The organism is Fulvivirga aurantia (assembly GCF_009711475.1).
Taxonomy (GTDB): domain Bacteria; phylum Bacteroidota; class Bacteroidia; order Cytophagales; family Cyclobacteriaceae; genus Fulvivirga; species Fulvivirga aurantia.
In genome coordinates, this window is record NZ_SMMD01000636.1 from 1 (window position 1) to 5002 (window position 5002).

General features: G+C 40.7%; 1 protein-coding gene. It reads left to right on the plus strand.

Annotation, left to right across the window (positions count from 1 at the left end; all coding sequences use genetic code 11):
* On the plus strand, nt 1-5002 hold a 5002-nt coding region (locus E1176_RS06195; RefSeq protein WP_185152665.1), incomplete at both ends, for a beta strand repeat-containing protein.

Consider the following 5002-nt stretch of genomic DNA (forward strand, 5'->3'; position numbering starts at 1 on the left):
CAAACTACGACCTGGCTTTAGTGGATGGGAATTTAACTATTACAAAGGCGACACTCGATATAATCGCAGATGACAAAAGTCGTGTATATAATACAGCCAATCCAGTTTTTACGCTAAGCTATTCTGGGTTTCTAAATGGAGACACAAGTGCAGATATTGACGTATTACCTACAGCTAGTACTGCTGCAACAACGTCATCTGATGTAGGCAGCTATGTAATTAATTTGGTAGGTGGAACGGACAACAACTACACATTCACATTAAACAATGGGACATTAATCATCAATAAGGCTACAGCCTCTGTGACAGTCGCAAATGAAACAGTAACGTACGATGGTACATCAAAATCAGCTTCTATAACCACTAATCCATCAGGGTTAAATGTTAATGCCACTTACAACGGTAGTGCCACACTACCTGTCAATGCGGGCGTATATAGTGTTTCAGTTTCTATCAATGAGACCAATTACGAAGGTTCTGGCACTGGTACCCTTACCATTGATAAAGCTATGGCATTGGTTTCAATCAGTAATTTGTATCAAAACTTTGACGGAAGTGCTAAACCAGTAACTATAACCACTAATCCGGTAGGGTTAACTGTCACCACAACTTATAACGGTAGTAGTTCTGTACCATCAGCAATAGGAAGCTACACCGTACAAGCTGATATCGTAGATAATAATTATTTTGGCTCTGCCAGTAATACGTTAGTGATTAATGGTCCGCCTACCTCAAATGGCATTTCAAATGTAAATGTGTTGGAAGATGCCGGAAATGAAGTTGTTAATCTCAATGCAGCATTTGATGACGTAGAAGACATTGATGATAATTTAATTTTCACAATCTCAAACAACACCAATGCTGGTTTATTTACTTCAACTGTTATTGCCAACGGACTTCTGACGTTAGATTTTGCTCCTGATCAATTTGGCTCTGCGACTATCACTATCCGCGCTGAAGATACAGGAGGGCTTTTTGTAGAAGATTCATTTACAGTAAACGTATCTGCGGTTGAAGATGATCCGATTTTCACAAGCACACCTGTAACGGGCGCTGTTCAAGATCAACTTTATCAGTACAACATTACCACATCCGATGCTGATCCAGGAGAAGTTTTGACGATTACAGCTCTGATAGCTTTACCATCATGGCTTTCGCTTACTGATAATGGTGATGGCACTGCCCTGCTTTCCGGTACACCTACCAATGCCGATGCTGGTAACACATTTGGGATTGCCCTTGGAGTTTCTGATGATGAAGGGAACAATAATAATCAGTTTTTCAACATCAATGTTACAAATTCTAATGACACGCCATTTTTTACTTCAACGCCCAACACCAGTGCAACTGAGGATATAAGCTATACTTACTTTATTAATACTGATGATGATGATACAGGAGATGTACTTACTTTGTCAGCTCCAGTATTGCCAACATGGCTTGCTCTTACAGATAATGGTGATGGCACAGGTCAAATATCGGGTGTTCCTGATAATACAGCAGCTGGGGCCAATACAGTGCAGTTAAGAGTAACTGATAATGCCGGAGCTTTTGCTAATCAGGATTTTGTGATTACTGTAAACAATGCTAATGACCCACCTACATTTACAAGTACACCAATTTTGAGTGTAAATGAAGACTCACCTTATAATTACAGTATTACTACATCAGACCCTGATGCTGGTGATGTACTTACTATAAAGGCATTATCTAAACCATCTTGGCTCACTTTAACTGACAATGGAGATGGTACGGGAACACTTAGCGGTACACCACAGAACAGTAATGTTGGGAACTCAAGTATTGTACTAAATGTGGAAGACTCTGAGGGAGCAAGTGTAAATCAGAACTTTACGCTAACAGTTAATAATACAAATGACCCACCGCAGTTTACCAGTACTCCTGTTACAGCTGCTTTACAAGATGGAGATTATACCTATAATATTGCCACTTCTGATCCCGATGTTGGCGATACACGAACGATCACCGGAGTTACGGTTCCATCGTGGCTTACACTCACTGATAATGGGAACGGCACAGCAAAGCTTACGGGTTCTCCCGGAAATGGTGACCTGGGAGCCAACTCAGTCAAACTAAGAGTAACTGACAATGCCGGACTTTCTGTAGATCAGGATTTTGTGATAAATGTCGACAATGCTAATGACCCACCTGCATTCTCAAGTACGCCTGTTACGATCGCGACAGAAGACCAATTATATAATTACAATATAACAACAACAGATCCGGACGCTGGAGATACAAGAGTTATTACGGCTCTTTCGATACCCGGTTGGCTTACTCTGGTTGATAATGGAAATGGTACGGCTAGTTTGAGTGGTACGCCTACTAATAGTAATGTAGGAAGTTTTAGTATTGTATTAAATGTGAGAGATGCTCTTGGAGAAGATGCAAATCAGAATTTCACATTAGTGGTGAATAATACTAATGATGATCCTGTGTTTGAATCAAGTCCTGTGACCAGCGCAGTTCAGTCTGTAGCATATACCTACAACATCTTGGCTGATGACCCTGATGCAGGGGATGTGGTGGATTTGTCAGTACCAACCTTGCCTTCCTGGCTTTCTTTCACCAATAATGGGAATGGGTCCGGTACCTTAAGCGGTACTCCTCAAAATACAGACTTAGGTTCTCATAATGTTGTGGTGAATGCTGCTGATCAAAATGGGTCCGTGGTTTCTCAGAGCTTTACAATTACGGTTGACAATGCCAACGACCCACCTCAATTTACATCAACACCCGTTACGGCCGTTGATGAGGATGATTTATATACTTATAACGTTACCACTTCAGATCCCGATGTAGGTGATGTTCTGGAAATTCAGGAGCTGGTTTTACCAAATTGGCTAACACTGACTGATAATGGGGATGGTACTGCAGTATTGTCAGGTACTCCTCTTAATAGTAATGTAGGTGTGGCTGATGTCGTAATCGAAGTAAGTGACGCTCAGGGTCTGAGTGTCAATCAAAACTTTTCAATTGAAGTTTCAAACACTAATGATCCTCCGGTTTTTGTGAGTTCACCAGTAACAGGGGCAATCCAAAATCAATCGTATAATTATAATGTAGTCACTTCTGATCCTGATTTTGGTGAAACGAGGTCAATTGCTGCTTCTACCATTCCAGGCTGGTTAAGCTTAACCGATAATGGAAATGGTACCGCGAGTTTAACCGGAACACCAACCAATGCTAATCTAGGGGCTAATAATGTTACCCTTGAAGTTACGGATCAGTCAGGGGCAACAACGACCCAAAGTTTTATCATCAATGTTGATAATATCAACGACCCTCCTACATTTACCAGTACGCCTGTTACCAATGCCACAGAAGATCAACCTTATGAGTATACAGTAACAACTTCAGACCCCGATGTAGGTGATACCAGAACAATCACTTCTCTGTCGATCCCTAATTGGCTCACACTTTCTGATAATGGTGATGGAACTGCAGTACTGAGTGGAACACCGCTAAATGCGGATGTAGGTAATTTTACGGTTGTTTTGAATGTGAAAGATGCCGTTGGTGCTAATGTAAATCAAAATTTCACGATTAATGTGGCAAATACAAATGACCCTCCTGTCTTCACAAGTGACCCTAAACCAGTTGCTGTTCAGGATATAGAGTATGTTTACAACATTACAACTTCTGACCCGGATGTAGGCGACTCTCGTTCTATATCTGCTTTAACATTACCTACATGGCTTGCTTTTACTGACAATGGTAATGGAACAGCAGAACTTATTGGAACGCCAACAAATACTGATTTAGGTTCACATCAAATAAGCCTGAAGGTAGAAGATGCTTCCGGGACTTCTACCGAACAGAACTTTACGATTAATGTAGACAATGCAAATGATCCGCCATCTTTTACAAGCACACCGATTACTGCTGTTGCAGAAGATGATTTGTATAGCTATGCCATTAATACTACTGACCCTGATGTGGGAGATATTCAAACGATCACAGCTTTATCAAAACCATCGTGGTTAACGCTTACTGACAATGGAGATGGTACGGCAGACTTATTTGGAACACCTAAAAATGAAAATGTAGGAACCGTAAATGTTGTATTAAATGTAGAAGACGGAATTGGGGCTAATGTAAATCAGAGCTTCAATATTACCGTGACTAATACAAATGATGCACCCGGATTTACCAGCTCACCAGTTACGGGAGCGATTCAGGATTTACAATACACATATAATATACAAACTAATGACCCTGATGTCGGAGATGCAGTTACAATTACTGCTGTAACTATACCTGCATGGTTAACCTTGACTGACAATGGAAACGGAACAGGTACATTACAGGGCACTCCGAGCAATGCAAATTTGGGCTCAAACAATGTTAGTTTAAAAGTGACAGACCAAGCTGGTGCTGCAGTTAACCAGGTATTTGTGATAAATGTTGACAATCAAAATGACCCTCCTCTGATTACATCTAGCCCGGTATTGTCGGTTGATGAAGACAATTTATATACCTACAATGTGACCTCTTCAGACCCTGATGTAGGTGATACAAGAGACATCATTGCATTGAGCAAGCCTTCATGGCTTACTCTTACTGACAATGGAGATGGTACAGCTATTTTACAGGGTACTCCACTCAATGAAGATGTAGGTGCGGATAATGTAGTGATAAAGGTTGTTGATGCAATTGGAGCAGAAGACGATCAGACCTTTACAATTACAATTAATAATGTAAATGATGCTCCTGCTTTTACATCTTCACCTGTTATCTCAGCTCAGCAGGACATTTCTTATCAATATAACATAACCACTTCAGACCCTGATGTTGGTGATTCCAGAACTATTACCTCAGGAGCTTTACCATCATTTTTAACTTTAGTAGATAATGGCAATGGTACAGCAGAGCTTTCTGGTACACCACAAAACTCAGACCTGGGTAGCTATCAAATAACGCTGACTGTAGAAGATGCTGGTGGAGCAGCAATTGATCAGATTTTTACACTTACTGTAAA